15 protein-coding genes are annotated in these 16045 nt (G+C 32.7%); 9 read left to right on the top strand and 6 right to left on the bottom strand.

Annotated features, from left to right (window positions below):
- The first annotated feature begins 154 nt into the window (after nucleotides 1-154).
- Both BUE84_RS13090 and BUE84_RS13085 read left to right on the top strand, forming a co-directional pair.
- Complete coding sequence (locus tag BUE84_RS13090; RefSeq protein ID WP_079241995.1) at nucleotides 155-1303, top strand: carboxypeptidase-like regulatory domain-containing protein; 1149 nt, start codon at nucleotides 155-157, stop codon at nucleotides 1301-1303.
- Between the two features lie 189 nt (nucleotides 1304-1492).
- Entirely contained in the window at nucleotides 1493-3064 is a 1572-nt protein-coding gene (locus BUE84_RS13085) for a M28 family peptidase (protein WP_079241994.1), read from the top strand.
- A 357-nt stretch (nucleotides 3065-3421) separates the two neighbouring features.
- Here BUE84_RS13085 and BUE84_RS13080 read toward each other — a convergent pair whose 3' ends face one another.
- Nucleotides 3422-3760: a transposase gene (locus BUE84_RS13080; RefSeq protein ID WP_079241993.1), complete on the bottom strand. Its 339-nt coding sequence runs from the start codon at nucleotides 3758-3760 to the stop codon at nucleotides 3422-3424.
- 635 nt (nucleotides 3761-4395) lie between these two features.
- Here BUE84_RS13080 and BUE84_RS13075 point away from each other — a divergent pair.
- The 3 genes from BUE84_RS13075 (at nucleotide 4396) to BUE84_RS13065 (ending at nucleotide 6624) form a co-directional block, all read left to right on the top strand.
- On the top strand, nucleotides 4396-4680 hold the full coding sequence (locus BUE84_RS13075) for a hypothetical protein (protein WP_079241992.1): 285 nt from the start codon (nucleotides 4396-4398) through the stop codon (nucleotides 4678-4680).
- Nucleotides 4681-4793: 113 nt separating this feature from the next.
- Nucleotides 4794-6197: a tetratricopeptide repeat protein gene (locus BUE84_RS13070; RefSeq protein ID WP_158521360.1), complete on the top strand. Its 1404-nt coding sequence runs from the start codon at nucleotides 4794-4796 to the stop codon at nucleotides 6195-6197.
- 178 nt (nucleotides 6198-6375) lie between these two features.
- Entirely contained in the window at nucleotides 6376-6624 is a 249-nt protein-coding gene (locus tag BUE84_RS13065; RefSeq protein WP_079241990.1) for a hypothetical protein, read from the top strand.
- A 181-nt stretch (nucleotides 6625-6805) separates the two neighbouring features.
- Here BUE84_RS13065 and BUE84_RS13060 read toward each other — a convergent pair whose 3' ends face one another.
- The 4 genes from BUE84_RS13060 to BUE84_RS13045 all read right to left on the bottom strand — a co-directional run bounded on the left by BUE84_RS13060 (nucleotide 6806) and on the right by BUE84_RS13045 (nucleotide 13463).
- Nucleotides 6806-7243, bottom strand: coding sequence for a transposase (locus BUE84_RS13060; RefSeq protein WP_079241989.1), 438 nt, complete (start codon nucleotides 7241-7243; stop codon nucleotides 6806-6808).
- Nucleotides 7244-8129: 886 nt separating this feature from the next.
- Nucleotides 8130-8780: an HAD family hydrolase gene (locus tag BUE84_RS13055; protein ID WP_158521359.1), complete on the bottom strand. Its 651-nt coding sequence runs from the start codon at nucleotides 8778-8780 to the stop codon at nucleotides 8130-8132.
- Nucleotides 8781-8825: 45 nt separating this feature from the next.
- Nucleotides 8826-10949 carry a Tex family protein gene (locus BUE84_RS13050; RefSeq protein ID WP_079241987.1) on the bottom strand — a complete coding sequence of 708 codons (2124 nt, stop codon included), beginning with the start codon at nucleotides 10947-10949 and terminating at the stop codon, nucleotides 8826-8828.
- A 117-nt stretch (nucleotides 10950-11066) separates the two neighbouring features.
- Nucleotides 11067-13463 carry a hypothetical protein gene (locus BUE84_RS13045; RefSeq protein ID WP_079241986.1) on the bottom strand — a complete coding sequence of 799 codons (2397 nt, stop codon included), beginning with the start codon at nucleotides 13461-13463 and terminating at the stop codon, nucleotides 11067-11069.
- A 270-nt stretch (nucleotides 13464-13733) separates the two neighbouring features.
- On the opposite strand from BUE84_RS13045, the gene BUE84_RS13040 reads away from it, so the two are divergent.
- Nucleotides 13734-14045: a hypothetical protein gene (locus BUE84_RS13040; protein WP_079241985.1), complete on the top strand. Its 312-nt coding sequence runs from the start codon at nucleotides 13734-13736 to the stop codon at nucleotides 14043-14045.
- Nucleotides 14046-14156: 111 nt separating this feature from the next.
- Complete coding sequence (locus tag BUE84_RS13035; RefSeq protein WP_079241984.1) at nucleotides 14157-14834, top strand: YceI family protein; 678 nt, start codon at nucleotides 14157-14159, stop codon at nucleotides 14832-14834.
- A gap of 86 nt (nucleotides 14835-14920) precedes the next feature.
- On the opposite strand, the gene BUE84_RS13030 is transcribed toward BUE84_RS13035, so the two are convergent.
- Nucleotides 14921-15277, bottom strand: a complete 357-nt coding sequence (locus tag BUE84_RS13030) for a hypothetical protein (protein ID WP_079241983.1) — start codon at nucleotides 15275-15277, stop codon at nucleotides 14921-14923.
- Nucleotides 15278-15409: 132 nt separating this feature from the next.
- Between BUE84_RS13030 and BUE84_RS13025 the strand changes: the two genes are divergently transcribed.
- Both BUE84_RS13025 and BUE84_RS13020 read left to right on the top strand, forming a co-directional pair.
- Entirely contained in the window at nucleotides 15410-15664 is a 255-nt protein-coding gene (locus BUE84_RS13025) for a DUF1294 domain-containing protein (RefSeq protein ID WP_079241982.1), read from the top strand.
- Between the two features lie 109 nt (nucleotides 15665-15773).
- Nucleotides 15774-15980 (top strand): bacteriocin-like protein, encoded by a 207-nt coding sequence (locus tag BUE84_RS13020; RefSeq protein ID WP_079241981.1) that lies wholly within the window; start codon nucleotides 15774-15776, stop codon nucleotides 15978-15980.
- Nucleotides 15981-16045: the final 65 nt, after the last annotated feature.

Genomic DNA, 16045 nt, shown 5'->3' with positions numbered 1-16045 from the left:
TGAAAGATGTTAAAAATCCCCAGTTTTAGAATGTATTTTGCGGAAATTAAGTATTTAGTGTTAAATAGTATTAAAGTGTACTAAACTTTTGTTCTTCTATGTACTTCCAGGTCTATATTTGTGTTATTAATTAAAACTAATATTACAAATAACCATGAAGTCCTATTATCTTCTATTCATTTTCTTTTTCGGTTTTTTTTCTGCACAGAAATTAAGAGTAGTGGATTCCGAAAACGGAAATCCTATTCCCAATGCAAGAATTATCCTTCAGGATCAAATCATTTATACCAATGAAGATGGTTTTGCTCCAGTAAACTCAGATGCTGTCAATTTTGAAATTTCTGCTTCAGGTTTTCAAAAAGAGAAAATACAAGCCTATAACGCTCAGGTAAAACTTAAACCTGTCTATAAAAATATCGATGAGATCAAAATCATCAATGTAGACATCAAAAAAATATTTGAAGACATCAATAAAAATTATCATAAAAAATATTATGATGATCCTTCTCTTTATGACATTGTATATAAGGAAAAAGGCTTTGATAATAATAAGCTCTACTTTCTGGTTATTGCGGAAGCCAAGTTCTGGAGTAAAAATAACCAATATAATTTTAAAGATGGTTTTCGTAAAAACTATGATGAAATCCTTCAGATGCAGCTGAATAACGTTAAATACCTGAAGAAAGTAAATACTGATAGTATTTTCACGGGAAAAACCAATGAGTTTTCACATGAATATCTAGGAAACCTCTTTCTGAATTATGAACTTTACAGAACACTTCAGCATTTGAGAATGAAGGATTGTAAATATACCGGAAGGTTGATTTTTGAGGAAGGCGATGAACAGTTGATTACCTTTAAAATAGATTCAGTAAGAGGAATTCAGATGAAAGGTGAATTTAAATATAATAAAGCTGATAAAGTGATTACTTATTTTGAAACGCATTATTATCAGACAGATTTTCCTACCATGAAGAAAACTACAACAGATGGAAGAGAATTTCAATACAAACTTGGTGATGCCACATTAATTTTTGATTTTTATAAGAAAGACGGTGTCTATGTACCTGCATTGACGAAGCTGGAAGGAGATGGTTTTACCGTTTTTTATAAAGATGAGACCCATGTAAGGAAATTCAGTCGTGAAATTATCTATACTACTTTTACCAAAACCAATAAGAAAGGACTTAATCCGAAGGTTGATTTTAATATCAGTATCTGGAATAATGTTCCTGTAAATGAAAAAAAAGCTGGGATAACACTGCTTTCCAAAGAGGAACAGGCGTTTCTCAATGAAAAATAAAGTGTCATTTCTAAAGACCGCAAGACTGTCGTATTGATGGTCTTTTTTTATTAATTATGGTTGCTTTTAGAATTTTATTATTGCTTTTGGATAAAACTGTTGATAATATAATTGAAAAACCTCTTTTTTAGGCTTAATCCTTCACTATCTCCCTAATTTCTTTTATCTTTAAACCAATCAATAAATAGTATGAGGATAAATAGATTTTTTGCAGTTCCTGCAGTAGTGCTGGCTGCCCAGTTTTCATGGGCTCAGGTAAAGGTTGACCCAAAAGAAAGGCTTAACCCTATCGTAAAAAGTTTTGTAGATGAAGTAAATAATAATTCCCAGCTGGAAAACCTTGCGTCGGAGCTGCTAGATGGGATCGGCCCCCGTCTTGTAGGAACTCCCGAAATGCTACAGGCAAACGAATGGAGTGCCAATAAACTTCGTTCTTGGGGAATAGAGGCTAATCTTCAACAATTCGGAACATGGAAAGGATGGCAGAGAGGAACGACTCATGTTGATATGACATATCCTCGTGTAAAATCTCTTTCAGCAACACAACTTGCATGGAGTCCGGCTACTAAAAAAGCAATTGAAGCCGAAGTGATTATCCTTCCAAAAGTGTCTTCTAAAGCTGAATTTGACCAGTGGCTTCCTTCCGCGAAAGGAAAAATTGTGCTGATGGCACAGTACCAGAAAATCGGTCGTTCTGATGAACAAATCAAAGAATTTGCAACACCTGAATTGTATGAAAAGCTTAAAGCGGAAAAAGAACAGGCTGCCAAAGATTTTGCTGCTTATATAAAGAATGTCGGTTATGATAACAACAGTCTTCCTGAAGCTTTAGAGAAAGCTGGAGCGGCAGGTATTGTCATTTCAAACTGGACTGGTATCATGGGAGCTAACAGAATATTCGGAGCGAAAACTAGTAAAATTCCAATGATCGATATCGATGTGGAAGACTATGGAATGCTTTACAGAATGGCAGAAAAAGGAACTCAGCCTAAAATAAAAATTGATGCTCAATCCAAAATACTTCCTGAAGCCAAAAGCTTCAATACAATCGGAATGATCAAAGGAAAGGAAAAACCGGATGAATATGTGATCCTTTCAGCTCACCTTGACTCATGGGATGGAGCGCAGGGAGCTACGGATAATGGAACCGGAACAATCACCATGCTCGAAACAATGAGGATTCTGAAGAAATATTATCCGAATAATAAAAGAACTATTGTAATCGGGCTTTGGGGAAGCGAAGAGCAGGGATTAAACGGATCGAGAGGTTTCGTAATGGATAATCCTCAGATTATTAAAGGGGTACAGGCTGCTTTTAATCAGGATAATGGAACCGGACGTGTTGTGAACATCAGCGGTCAGGGATTTGTAAAAGCTTATGATTACGTAGGAAGATGGCTTGACGGTGTTCCCAAAGCAGTAAGAAGCCATATCAAAACTGACTTTCCGGGGATGCCTGGCGGAGGAGGTTCTGACCATGCTTCATTTGTGGCAGCAGGAGTACCCGGAATTTCTTTAGGTTCTCTGAACTGGGGATATTTCGGATATACGTGGCATACAACGAAAGATACTTATGACAAGATCGTTTTTGATGAAGTAAAAAATAATGTGATTTTAACGGCAGCATTAGCCTATATGGCTTCCGAAGATCCTGAATTCAGCGACAGGGAAAAAAGAGTAATGCCTCGGGATGAAAAAGGAGAGGTCGTAAAATGGTCGGAAGTAAAAGAACCTAGAAGAAGTTCTAAAGATTACAAATAGGTATTCTTTATTTGAAACAGATAAAAGATTAGATATATGGGGTGGAACAGAGATATTAATTCAGGATAATTTTAAATTTCTCTGAATATATAACAGTAAAGCCCTATAATTTATCCTATTCTTTTTTTGCCGTTATTGGCTAAAAACATTTATTTATCTAGTTGAATAATATATGTTTTAGCCAATGATGGCATTTTTTATTATGAATTTCCTAAGAAATGGAATATTCCTTACTATCTAAATAAGAAAGAGATAATATTCTTTTATCCTCTGTATAAAATATATTCTTAAAATAAAAAGTATAATATTTTTAAATACAGATAAATTTCATAATAACGGTATATGAGTGTGAATTGATTAAATACTGAATAAAGTTTTCCATTTCGCAACGGTGTTACGACTTAATTTAAAATGTAGGGCAAGCTGCGTATTATTAAGATAATTCTTTTTTTGATATTCAAGAATTTTGAATATCGTTTCCTTATTGTAAGAACGATGGGACTGATTAGACTTAATGTTCTGATTATAACTAAATATGATCCTATTGATTTCTATTACATCAAACGCTGATAGATTTTTCTTCGATAAAATTTTTGCACATTCATGCTTTTTCTCCGGATATTTCAGGTCAACAAGATCACTGTAAATCTTTTTGTAATCCGGAGTATTTGAATGAGGTTGTCTTGGATTGTCCATTTGTATTATATTGATGTTTATTTTTTATTTTATAGCCCTATGTAGGAGCTGCAGTTGAAACATAATAAATACTAGAGTTTATAAATTAATTAAAGAACGAGGGATCTCTAATAAATTGTAAGAATACTTTAAAATTTTAAAATAATATGGTAAGACTATTTTTTTAAAATCTTACATAGAGTTTTATTCTTTATGTGGTTTACAACTCTAGTATTTGATCCTTAATACTAGCAAAACAGCATGCTAAGCTAATAAGAAGTATGTAGTTTGTGTTTTGTGTAAAATTATATTTTTTGTTCTATACACTGCAAAATTTTGAATACATCAGGTGTACATCTTTTGCTAAAAATCAAAAAAAGTTAAATTATAGTCTAATGTGAATCTCTTCCTTTTTTAATATAGGCTGGATCTATTTGATTGAAAACATGTGTGTTTTGTGATGCTGTATCTATGATGTATGTGGTATTTGAGAGTTCGGGATACTTATTTTATACTTTTGGTACGAACCTAAAAAACAAAAAACAATATGGAGAAAACCAGGTTCGTATAGTGTTTGTGTAGCATGTATTCCCAAGTGGGGATTAATACTCAATAGAACGTTCATTAGTATAACTTTTATGCTTAATCATAGAAAAATGAAAAAAAAAATTATCATTTTAATGAGTATTATAATCACTTTCTTGTGTGCTGTAAATACTCCTCAAAAAAATATTTCTTATAAATCAGCCAGGAATTATTTTATTAAGAATGCCTACGATAAAAGAGATTTTGCAGAAAGATTAATTACTTCACACGTAGAGTTTGATTATATTTTTTGGACTTCAATAACAATAGAAGCAGATGGAAAACCTATATCTATTGTATTTACCCCTCAAAGGAAATGTATTGGCTCTGTTTATCCTAAAACCAATTTTTCATAAAATAAAAGAATAACTGGAGTTATTTCCTTATCAATTCAATCTAACATCGACAGAACTATAATTGAATATATAGTATGATCATAGTGAGCATAAAAAGAATATTTCAATTTTTAATGATGGTATTTACCCATTCGTCTATTTTTACTGTTTTATATTCTCAGACCTATACTCCGGAGCAAATAGACAATGCATTAATAATTAAATCCGAGAAACTCAGAATAAGAGGACAAAAAAAAGAATTAATTTCTTTAAATCAAAATTATATTGTTATTTCCAGAAATCAAAACTATTTAAAAGGAGAGATTTTAGGTTACATCAATATTGCTAATATTTGTGCTACCATAGGAGACTATAAACATTCTTTTTGCTATTTACAGAAAGCGGAAGAGAAAATAAAAAAAATTAATAATGCTTATTTATCTGCAAGACTTTATCAGGAATATGGGCAGCTTAATTATGTTATTGGTTTGTATGTAAAGGCGTTGAAATACAACTCACAATCTATTTATTATGGAAGGATGCTTTCTAAGCAGTATGAAAAAGAAGTGTTATCTGCTGTTTATGCTAATAGGGCGGATTTTTTGCATGATATCCACCAAAATGATTCTTCATTGATCTATTTGCATAAAGCATTGAAAATAAAATCAAGTCCGGTAATCAATTCGTTGATAGCAGATCATTACATGGTTTATAAAAAAGACACAGACTCATCTTCATACTATTTGAATAATGCATTAAAATTATTGCGTAAAATGAATTACTGGAATATTCAGAGAGGGCAGACTTATTACTACTACGGTAATTTATTTTGTAAAAAGAATAATTACGCGAAAGCATTGGTGTACTATGGGAAATCTGTTTCCATTCTGGAAAAAACAAAGAGGGTCTATAATATTCCTCAGTTGTACAAAACAATAGCTAATACTTATCGGATTTTAAATGATGAAGAGAAAGAAAAAGAATATCTTAATAAGTATACAAAGCTAAAAGACAGTTTAAACAGAATTTGTAATGAAAGTATTAATATTTCTGTGGGCGAAACTTTAAAAGAAAAAGAATCTGAGAATATTTCAAAGAATAATATTTTTTTCATTTACAATATTGTGGTTGTCTGCCTTATAGTTATTCTATGTATTGCGTATATCTTATACCAAAAAAACAAAATTATAATAAGTCAAAAAGAATTTGAAGCGAGTGTTTTAAAAGAAAAACTCAATAATTCCTGTGATTACATTATTGAACTGGCTAAAAAAAATGACCCTAATTTTCTTAACAAATTTCAGGAAATATATCCATGCTTTATTAAGAAGTTACTTACCATAAATTCTAATTTATCAAAATCTGATTTAAGTTTTTGTACAATGATATGGTTAGGGTTTTCATCAAAAGAAATTGCACAGTATACTTTTGTGGAGCATCGGTCTGTGCAAAATAAAAAGCATAGACTCAGGAAAAAAATGAATATCTCGTCAGATATAGATCTGTATTTTTTCTTTAAAAATCTTTCTGATAATTAGGAGAGAAGGATGTGTAAGGTAGGTGTAATTGTATCTTTAAAAAGTTATATGCTTTGTTTTTTAAGGTTTTATAATTGTTTTTTTTATGACGTATGTTTGCTGTAAAACCAGTATACGGGTTCTACAACAAGTAATTCATTTAGAGTATCTGCCGACGGTGTGTACCAGATAACAATGAATGCACACTCCTGTGATAGGGATCTGGGATGATACATCTGATAAATGGGTTGCCCATGTTAATGACCTGTATACAGCAACAACGGGGAGTTTGCAAACCTATACGCTGCTTAATTCTATTCCTATGTTGGCTTCTCATACATATTCATTCAGGGCTTATAATACAGAGAATGTAATGGTTAAGTATTTAAGCTCAGGGTCTACAGGGTCTGGCCCCATTACGCAAATGTCTTTAAAGCGATTGAAATAGAGAAATTATGATTTTTTATGCTTTGATTTATTTGAAAAATAAATCCAAATACAGGAAATAGACTAAAAAATTAGTCTATTTTTTGTTATATACTTCTTTATTTCCTGTACTGTATTTTTATAGCCGGGTAATTTTGCAATTAGAACTATAAAATTAATTATGGTAAAATTAAATTGATAAATTAATTATTTCCATCACTATACTTCGCTATCCATTTATATAATGTGGTTTTTGGTATTTTATAATCATTTATTATTTCTAGCTTTGTTTTTTTTCCTGTTTCAATTTGTTCCAGAATAAATTCTATGATTTCCTTGGTGTAGATATTTTTCCTAAACTCAGGTAAACAAGATGTTTTTTTATGGGAAGCATTAGCAGGAAATTCCTTTTTAGGAGGCGAAAAGAGTATAAGGTGCTGTGAGTAGGCTCTGAAAAAATCATATTCTAACAGTTTGCTCCATCTTAATAATTTATCTGTTGTCAGATCATTTTCAAGGAACATTTGTTCAATTTCAGATTCGGTACATTTCATAAAACTACATGCTCTCTGCATATCCAATGCTTCTTCCAGAAACTTAGCTTTAATAATACTGCCAATATGTATTTTTTTAAAGTTCAAAATAAAAGGTGTTTTTTATATGATTAAATTTTTTCAAAAAAAGTAAAAGTCTTAGAACCTCTTTTTGTCTGGTTAAAGAAAAAGCAGCTCCGAATGTTAATGAATATTTTACTCAATGGTATACAGTTGATATTAATTCTTTTGTTCAAATTTAGCACTGATTATTCGCTTCTAATCAAATAGTCATACAGCATAAGTACATCATTTTTTATCAAATGTATATGGATCAAAAAAACTCCCGAAAAACGGGAGTAGCAACTTTGATCAGTATTATAGATCTCTATAAAATCAAAAATGAAAACTGATTTTGTTATTAAAAATGCGCTAGATTTTTTTTCATGATACAGGAAGGACTAAAAGCTTTAAATAGGTTTTCTTATTTTCTTACCAGATTCTTAAATGAATAAGGTTTTTATGCTCATGTGTCAAACTTATCCTGTAGAAATTTTCTTGCTGTAAATTTAGATTTGATATATAAACCAAGCAAAATAATAGATACATCAAAAGTACATCAGTTTTTTATAGGGGTAAATAAAGCACCTTTGGTATTGATAAAATGGTTTTCGGTTGGTGTTAAAGTTATATTATATGAATGTATTTTTGTTACAGGATCGCAACTGATTTAAAAAGCAAATTCTATATAAGTCAATTTTACAATGAAATTTTAGTTTTATTTATTTCACTGTTAATAATGTTTTGTTGTATGGTATTTAATCAGCCTATTAAAAACTGCCAGTTCAATTGATTCTTCACTACTTTATTTACACAAAGCTTTAGAAATAAAACCAGCACCAATTATCAATTCTATGATAGGCGATCACTATTTACAGTTTGGTAAGTATGAATAAAAGGCTTCTCTTAAAAGAAACCTTTTATTTTATGCTATTTATTTTGTGTCACTGGAAATATAAAATTCCAGCTGTGAAAAGGTGAGGATTTCAGGTTCATACAGAGGATCAGTAAGCTTTCCAAATCCATATTTACAGAAAATAAATGGTAATTGGTTGGAATCTGCTGAATCATAATCGGTTTGGGTATCACCAATGTATACGGAATCATCTGTGGATAGTTGATTTCTTTCCATAAGAAGCTTTATGTTTTCAGACTTTGGCTTTTGGGTTCGTCCGTGAGACTCAAAATCAACAAACAGATCATTGAATTGATAATAATCTAAAAATGATTCAATGTAGCCATCCTGACAGTTACTCACTATGAAAAGGGAATAAGTGTTGGCTAGATTCTTTAAAGTGTTTTCTACTCCATCGTATAAAATCCCACCTTGTAAGTGAAGTGTTTTATTTTCTTCGGCTACAATTTCAGAAAGGATTTCTTTGGTTTGCAGATCCGAAATGCCGGGAATAATATCTTTTACAATATCGTGGGCTAACAGTCCCATATACTGATCCATGTCTTCTGGTTTCAGGGCTTTTTTGATCAACTGATGTTTGCCCAATACCTCATTCCATATTTTGATGATTGTAGCTCTGGAATCCCATAATGTTCCATCCAGATCGAAGATTAGATTCTTTGTTTTCAAAATGATTAATTTGTGGTTTAAATTTAAATAGGGTAATATTTAAAATTACAAAATCATACTCAGCTGGACTCTTTTTCTTGCCTCATCCACTTCCGTTACTTTTACACGAACATGTTGATGAAGTTTTACTACCTCGTTGACATCGGATACAAATCCTTCTTTCAGCTGGGAAATATGAACTAGTCCGCTTTCTTTGATTCCAAGATCCACGAAACACCCAAAAGCGGTAATATTATTGACAATTCCCGGCAGAATCATCCCTGCTTTTAAATCTTTAATACTTTTAACATTCGGGTCGAATTCAAATACTTTTGCTGCTTTTCTGGGATCTAATCCTGGTTTTTCAAGTTCTTTTAAAATATCCTTGATTCCTAAGATTCCAACTTCACCTGTAATATAGTTCTCGGGTTTTACCAGTGCTATTTTTTCTTTATTGGCTATCAGTTCATTAGTTTTAATGCCTAAATCTTTTGCCATTTTCTCTACAATTCCATAAGCTTCAGGGTGTACGGCAGAGTTGTCTAATGGGTTTGTGGAATTTGTGATTCTTACAAAAGCAGCGGCTTGCTGGAAAGCTTTTTCTCCAAGTCTTGGAACTTTTTTAAGCTGTTTTCTATCTTCAAAAGCACCGTTTTCAGTACGGTAATTCACAATGTTTTCTGCCATTTTTTCTCCAATTCCGGAAACATAACTTAAGAGTGATTTGCTGGCGGTATTTAAGTTAATTCCCACAGAGTTTACACATTTCATTACGGTGGAATCCAGTTCATTTTTCAGCTGAGTCTGATCTACATCATGCTGATACTGTCCAACCCCGATGGATTTGGCGTCAATTTTTACCAATTCCGCCAGCGGATCGGAAAGTCTTCTTCCGATAGAAACTGCCCCACGCACCGTTACATCATACGACGGGAATTCATCTCTTGCAATTTTACTTGCAGAATAAACAGATGCTCCTGCTTCTGAAACTACAAAAACCTGTAAAGGTTTATCAAAAGCAATTTTTTTGATAAAGAATTCTGTTTCACGGCTTGCTGTTCCGTTACCAATAGAAATAGCTTCGATATTATAAGCATTCACCATGGAACGGATCTTTTTCATGGCCATTCCACTTTCATTCTGTGGAGCGTGAGGGTAGAGGGTTTCGTTGTGTAATAAATCTCCCTTTTCATCCAGACATACTACTTTGCATCCGCTTCGGTATCCGGGATCTATTGCCAGAATCCTCTTTTCTCCTAAAGGCGGGGCGAGAAGGAGTTGGCTTAAGTTCTCAGAGAAAATTTCAATGGCTTTTTTATCTGCTTTTTCTTTAGCTTCCTGTAGGGCTTCATTGGAAATAGCGGGTTCCAGAAGTCTTTTATAACTATCTTTTATGGCTAGTGCAATTTGTTCAGAACTTTCATTATTAGATTTGATAATGGCTTTTTCAATAAAATCAATGGCTTCTTCCTTGTCTATTCCTACATTTGTTTTTACAAAACCTTCTGCTTCAGCTCTGAGCATGGCTAAAAGTCTGTGAGAAGGTGTTCTGCTAAGGCTTTCTTCCCATTCAAAATATTGAGAGAATTTCTGGGCTTCTTCTTCATCTTTTTTAGCTTTTACAACCTTGGAGGTAACTACTGCTTTGCGCTGAAATAGTCTGCGAAGGTTCTTACGAACATACATGTTTTCGTTAATCCATTCTGCCATGATGTCTCTCGCTCCCTGTAAGGCTTCTTCTTCAGAAGCAACATCATTATTCAGGTATTTTGAAGCCAGAAACTGAATGTCATTACTTTTCTGGCTCATAATGATTTTAGCTAAAGGTTCCAGTCCTTTTTCCTTGGCCGTATCAGCTTTGGTTTTCTTACGTTTTTTAAAAGGCAGATAAAGGTCTTCCAGCTCCTGGATATCAAAGCTTTCTTCTATTCTCTGTTGAAGTTCAGGAGTCAATGCATTCTGTTCTTCTATTGATTTTAAGATAGATTCTTTTCTCTTGACAATGTCATCAAATTGCTTGCTGATTTTTGAGATCTGTTCGATTTGTGTTTCATCAAGATTTCCGGTTTTATCTTTTCGGTAACGGGAAATAAAAGGAATGGTACAGTCTTCGGATAATAATTGTAAAGTATTGTTGATTCTCTTTTCAGAAATATTGAGCTGTTTCTGTATAAATTCTACGGTCGTCATTGTTCTGTTTTCGGATAGCTAAAATAGGGTTTTGGAATGGAAAAAATGAAATTGAAATATAAAAAAAAGCCTGATTACAGAAAATGTAATCAGGCTGTATGATAATTTTTAAATTAATTAAGGCAGAACTTCATTATAATAAAGAGGAGTTTCACTATTTTTATCATATCCCATTATAATGATTTTATATTTCTTAGCATCATCATTGTTGTAAAACTGGATGTTTGAAGGTTCTGGAGATTGATCTTCTAAATAAGGATTCCAGTAAAGAATACTTCTGGTGTCCTGTGGAATACTCTTAAAACTGTCATTTTCATAAACAGGATTGTCAAAAGGAATCTCTTTATTATATCCGTTTAATGTTATTTTTCTTAACTGTGAAGGTAAACTTTTATCGATTGTTTTTCCTGAAGGACCACTTCTTTTGGTATAAATTGCAATAATACCTAATTCTCCTCCAAAAACTCCTACAATAGACCCTTTGCTTACTTTTACCATAGCAATTTCAGACATAGGTAAACTAGATATTTGTCCAGGGTCAACATTTACCTCGTCTAGGAATACACCGGCTGCACTTCCTCTGATGTAAGGTATATAGTCTCCATTTTGGAATTGAACATTAAGACCGGCAACTTTACCCTGCAACCACTGCAAGATATTGGTTGAACCTTGGAGATTTGGATTGTTAACAAAATCAAAGACGCTTTCGTTAATACTTGTGAAAAGAGAACTACTTAATTGCTTATTTAATTTTTTTGTTTTATCCTTTAATTCTCCCTTTAATTTTACCTCTGCAATATTGATAACTTTATCGCTGATGGCTTTTTGAGTATTAAGGGCTGTAATAGCTCTGGTAACTTCATTAGAAGGTTGTTCGTTAGCAGATCGAGGTGTTAATTGATAGGGTGTTAAAGGTAGTTTCTTTTGATAAGGAATAAACTCATAACTAGGCTGAAAAAAAACAGTATAATTAGGGTCAGTCTGTTTGGTGTTTAATTGATAAGAAAATTTCATTGAATCTTCAAAAAGCAGATTGTTCAATGTAAAAAAACCATTGCTGTCAGATTTTATCTGAAAGATCTGAGGACCTGAGTTGGTGTCAAAAATTAAATTTAAATCTGTATTAGGAGAAGGTTTTCCCTGAACATTGATCTTTCCTTTATAAGAAAGAAAGTTTTGTGGCTCATATTTAATAACAGGGTAGTTTCCAGACATTATAGATTGCCAGTCAAATCTTTTCCATTTTTCTGAAATTAGAAGGGCATCCAATGCATCTGTATTAGAACGGGGAGAGAAATACTGAGCGGGTTTGGTGATTTTTGAGGTAATATCTCCGGTAAGCCAAAAAGAGCTTAGCAAATTCTGATCTTCTTCTGTGTTACCAACCCCTGAATCAGTTATTAATACGGTATAATTAGGGTGATTTGAATTTTTAGAAATATCAAATGAACTTTTCCCCCGAGGGCTGTTACTTAAAGAAATAGATTCTAAGGCGGGCTTTTTGACTTGTAAAGACTGTGGTTGTACAAAAGACAACCTGCTTGCTATAATATTCTCTTTATCATCAAAAACTGTGAGCTGTAAAATACCATTAACAAGTTGATTGTAAGAAATAGGGTATTGAGTATCATTTGAAATCTTGCTAATCTTGGCTTTATAGACCAATTGATTGGCCATTGTTCCTATAATTTTAAAATATTTTGAGCTCTCCGGTAGGTTCTTTGATTGTAAGGAATAAGTAAGATGATTTTTATCGCTGGTTACTTGAAGGTTGATTCCTGATGGCGAAACATCTGGAAGAGAAATGTTTTGAGTTTGTCCCTGACTATCCTGAACTATCAATTGATATTTTTTTCCACTCTTTGGGGTAAGGCTGAATAAACCAACATTTTGGTCCAGCCCTTTGAATGTTGAAATCTTTACATTTGGATTGTCTGTATCGGTTATATAGCCTTCCCAGTTGGAAGGAGCTTCTCCATTTGATTGTAGTCTTACAGCAAATTTGGTGTTGATTCCATCTATGAAGCTTCCACTTTCAGGATGCACAGAGGCTGTCCAATGGGAATCGTTGTTTGCGGTTAATTTTTCGGGAGAAGTGGGATTGTATATGGGAATAGGCTTTACGAGCTGAAAATCTTCACTAAAGTTTGCCATCCAGGTGGTATAGGCTCTGACGTAATATATATCTTCCTTTAAAGAATCCGGTAAAGAAATGCTTCCATTTCCTTCTCCATTTATTAATGGAAAAAGTTTTTTACTAATTTGATTCTTATTTTTGTCATACAGTTCTATAAATAGAGAACTTGATGTGTTTGTGGTAGTATATCCATCAAATACGAAAGCTTTAAACCATAAATTATCTCCTGCAACAAAACTGTTTTTATTCAATAATAAATGTATTTTTTCCTGAGGATATTTTTGTTCAAGAGTTTTAATTGCTTCTTCAGCTTTTGTTTGTGCGTTGATGCAATACATTGTGCTTATTGCAAGTGCAGTTATTAGTTTTTTTGACATGTTTGTATGAAAGTTTGTGTTTTTGTACGAGGCGGTAAAATTACATTTTTTGTAATAAATTAAAACAGAAAAAAATAAATTCAACTGAAAAAACAAAAACACTAATTTTTTTTAATATTTTGATGGTGTATCGAAGAGTTATTGTGGATATTTATTAATTTAATCTTAAATAATAGAAAACTAATATTTAATTTTTTGTTTGATATATGATAATGTTTAAATATTTACTTATTTATGCTTTGCTAAAACCTAATAACCGCAATAATAAACATGAGAAAAATATTTATACTATTCATCTGTTTTTCTTTTATAATATCTTGTACAGTTACAGAATATGAAGAGCCTAAAAAGTGCAATTGCACAGTACAGGAATATGGACGGACCGTGATTTTAAAAAACGGGAATGATGGTACTTATACTGATTACTCTGATACAGGATGGGTGGTTAAAGGAAACCCACAGAAAGATAATTCCGTTGAATGCTCCAGGAATGGAACTCAAAAGGATACGGAATTCTCCAGTAGTTATGATTCTCAATACAGATGGGATGTATATCGTAAATGGATCTATGATTGTAAATAATATCAAAATACCACATTTCTTGATGTATGTTAAGGCTCCTCCAAATAGGTTTTTCTATTTTTGTACCCGAAAACAACAAAATTTCAATAAACTTTTTTAAAACAGTTCAATATGAAAAAAATTAGCGTAATTGCATTAGTAGGAGTAGGTTTGCTTTTGGCATCATGTGATAAAGGAAAAACAGCAGAAACAGCAGCTACGGCTCAGGAACAAACTGTAGCAGAGAGCAAAGGAGAAACATTGGCAGTAGATACAGTAGGCTCAGTAGTAAACTGGAAAGCTTTCCACAAAGGAGGAATGGCACCTCGTTGGGGAACACTTACGGTGAAGTCTGGAGATATCAGTGTTGATGCAGGTCAGGTTTCTGCAGGAAACTTTGTGATTGATATGACCTCTATCAAAGTAGATCCGGCTTCAGTAACAGAAAAAGATAAAAAACCGGCTGATCTTGAAGCTCACCTTAAAAATCCTGATTTCTTTGATGTAGCGAAAAACCCTACTTCAGATTTCAAAATTACAAGTGTTGCAGATTTGAAAGAAGCGCCAAAAGATGCAGTAGCTGGTGCTAATAAAACAGTAAGCGGAAACCTTACTTTATCAGGAAAAACAATGAATGTTACTTTCCCTGCGAAAGTAGAAGTAGCTGAAAATTCAGCAGCGATTCAGGCTAAATTTACTGTAAACAGAGCAGATTGGGGGCTTAAATTCGGTACTTCTGAAGCAGATCCTGCAGAATGGATGATCAGCAAAGATATCGAGATTGCAATCGACGTAAAAGCTAAAAAATAAGTTATTTAAACTTTAATAACTACCAGAGCTGTCTTCATGAAGACAGCTCTTTTTATTTGGATTTTTTCCTTAAATGGATAAAGGAACTAATTTACAATCTTGGAATTCAGGATTCTTACACAATATTCACTTCCCAGATATAAAGGATTCCCGTGCTTCTCAGACCAGAATCCATCCAGTATGTCCTTACTCAGACAGCGATATACAGCAACTCCTTTATAGATTTTATCGTCTTCTCCTTCATAGTTGAAATTAATCACTAAAATTTGGTCTTTATAAAACCCTGTTCCATTTTGCTGATGGTCACCAATCATCCATTGGGCAATAATACGGTTGTTTTCATCAATAGTTAAGGTTAATATCCCATGATAAGATGGATGGGAAGATTCTTCCTGATTACTTCCCTCAATTGAATAGCTTCCTGCAAGATCCTGTACTGTCATTGAATTGTTTTTAAGAAGGACAAATTTAAAAAATCTTATTCTGATAATACACCAACATGGTAAATGGATGTAGATTTTAGAGTTGTTCTATGTACAAATTAAGCTTTACTTTTGCTGCAAATTAATTTTAGAATGATTCCTTTTCTCCTTATAGCCAATCTGATTACTTTTGGCGTCTTTGGTTTTGATAAATGGCAAGCCCAAAAACATCAATGGAGAATTTCAGAAAACACTCTTTTGGTCCTCTCTCTTTTAGGTGGAATTTTAGGAGCCGCTTCCGGAATGATTCTATTCAATCATAAAGTTTCTAAAAAGTCTTTTCTCATGAAATTTATACTGGTTGTTTTAATTGACCTTGTCGTGTTTTGCAGGTTGATAAGGCATTGATTGTGAATGTTAAAAATAGTTTTTCGAAATGTTAAATATTTGAATAACATATTAATTGTTATGTTTTTTTTATATTTTTATCATGCTAATAACACATAAACAAAATAACATGAGAAATCTTAGAAAAATTTCCAGAACTGAAATGAAATCAGTTCAGGGAGGAATCATTAAAGGAATGGTAAGATGCAAAGATGCCGATACATGTGCTGTAAGATGGGGATGGGCAACCGGATTCTCCAGTAATTGTGCAGAATTTGATATCATCTGCGGAGAACCGCCGGTAATAGATCCATGCGAAATACAAGCTTGTGTATAAATAACTTAAAGAGTGTTTTTCGACACTCTTTTTTTATTGTCTTGTAAATAAGTATTTTAAACAAA

The organism is Chryseobacterium indologenes, from assembly GCF_002025665.1.
Lineage (GTDB): Bacteria > Bacteroidota > Bacteroidia > Flavobacteriales > Weeksellaceae > Chryseobacterium > Chryseobacterium metallicongregator.
The sequence above is the reverse complement of the archived record's forward strand: the minus strand, read 5'-3'. Positions and strand labels throughout refer to the sequence as shown.

Bases quoted from the DNA above. Each gene is read 5' to 3' on its own strand.
- BUE84_RS13090 (WP_079241995.1), top strand. From the start codon at position 155: ATGAAGTCCTATTATCTTCTATTCATTTTCTTTTTCGGTTTTTTTTCT.
- BUE84_RS13085 (WP_079241994.1), top strand. From the start codon at position 1,493: ATGAGGATAAATAGATTTTTTGCAGTTCCTGCAGTAGTGCTGGCTGCC.
- BUE84_RS13080 (WP_079241993.1), bottom strand. From the start codon at position 3,760: ATGGACAATCCAAGACAACCTCATTCAAATACTCCGGATTACAAAAAG.
- BUE84_RS13075 (WP_079241992.1), top strand. From the start codon at position 4,396: ATGAAAAAAAAAATTATCATTTTAATGAGTATTATAATCACTTTCTTG.
- BUE84_RS13070 (WP_158521360.1), top strand. From the start codon at position 4,794: ATGATGGTATTTACCCATTCGTCTATTTTTACTGTTTTATATTCTCAG.
- BUE84_RS13065 (WP_079241990.1), top strand. From the start codon at position 6,376: ATGCACACTCCTGTGATAGGGATCTGGGATGATACATCTGATAAATGG.
- BUE84_RS13050 (WP_079241987.1), bottom strand. From the start codon at position 10,949: ATGACGACCGTAGAATTTATACAGAAACAGCTCAATATTTCTGAAAAG.
- BUE84_RS13045 (WP_079241986.1), bottom strand. From the start codon at position 13,463: ATGTCAAAAAAACTAATAACTGCACTTGCAATAAGCACAATGTATTGC.
- BUE84_RS13040 (WP_079241985.1), top strand. From the start codon at position 13,734: ATGAGAAAAATATTTATACTATTCATCTGTTTTTCTTTTATAATATCT.
- BUE84_RS13035 (WP_079241984.1), top strand. From the start codon at position 14,157: ATGAAAAAAATTAGCGTAATTGCATTAGTAGGAGTAGGTTTGCTTTTG.
- BUE84_RS13030 (WP_079241983.1), bottom strand. From the start codon at position 15,277: ATGACAGTACAGGATCTTGCAGGAAGCTATTCAATTGAGGGAAGTAAT.
- BUE84_RS13025 (WP_079241982.1), top strand. From the start codon at position 15,410: ATGATTCCTTTTCTCCTTATAGCCAATCTGATTACTTTTGGCGTCTTT.
- BUE84_RS13020 (WP_079241981.1), top strand. From the start codon at position 15,774: ATGAGAAATCTTAGAAAAATTTCCAGAACTGAAATGAAATCAGTTCAG.